1 protein-coding gene is annotated in these 801 nt (G+C 61.8%); it reads left to right on the forward strand.

Features of this window, described 5'->3' with window-relative positions; genetic code table 11:
- Positions 1 to 633: tyrosine-type recombinase/integrase (locus EGN72_RS00240; protein WP_127044674.1), on the forward strand; the 633-nt coding region annotated here is incomplete at its 5' end.
- Positions 634 to 801 lie beyond the last annotated feature (168 nt).

Genomic DNA, 801 nt, shown 5'->3' on the forward strand with positions numbered 1-801 from the left:
CCCATGTCAGCCACCTCCGAGACCACCTGGAACAAGGGCCGTGTTGTGGGCAAGAAGCCACCCCTCACGCCTGACCAGGTGGCACTGATCCGGCTGATCCTGCGCCAAGAGCGCGCCTTGCGCGATCTGGCGCTGTTCAACGTGGCCCTCGACACCAGCTTCCGGGGTTCTGACCTGGTGCGCCTGCGGGTCTCAGACGTAGCCACACCGGCAGGCGTGCGCGAGATCGTGGAAATTCGGCAGAAGAAGACCGAAGCCCGCAATGCACGCCCGGTCCAAGCGCGGCTGTCCTCGGGCGCGCGCGACAGTCTGCGCGCCTATCTCGCAGCTTCAGAAAAGCCGTTGCACGGCTGGCTGTTCACGGGGCAGGGGGCACGGTGGTCCCAGTCCCATCTCAGTGAAAGTCAGCTCTGGCGGCTCTTCAAGTCCTGGCTGGAAAAGGCCCGCCTCGATCCCAGCCTCTATGGCCTGCATTCGCTGCGCCGCACCTTCCCGACCCATATCTATCAGCAAACCGGCAACCTGCGCGCAGCTCAGTTGTTGCTCGGCCATGCCAGCATCGAAAGCACCAAGGAATACATCGGCACCGAACAGGCCGAAGCCTTGGAAATCGCGCGCAAGTATCATCTCTGACCCATGCAGACCTATCTCGAAAAACACCTGCCTGCGAAGAATGTCGCCCGGTTCTAGGAGAGTACCCCAAAGCGTGGGGCAATCATGCTGCCATTTTCTGATCTCCGTCTGGCTTCATCCCCGGATACCATTGCTGGAACTTCGTACGCAGGGTGCCGTCCAGCGTGC

This window comes from Pseudorhodobacter sp. E13, from assembly GCF_003991405.1.
Classification (GTDB): domain Bacteria; phylum Pseudomonadota; class Alphaproteobacteria; order Rhodobacterales; family Rhodobacteraceae; genus Pseudorhodobacter.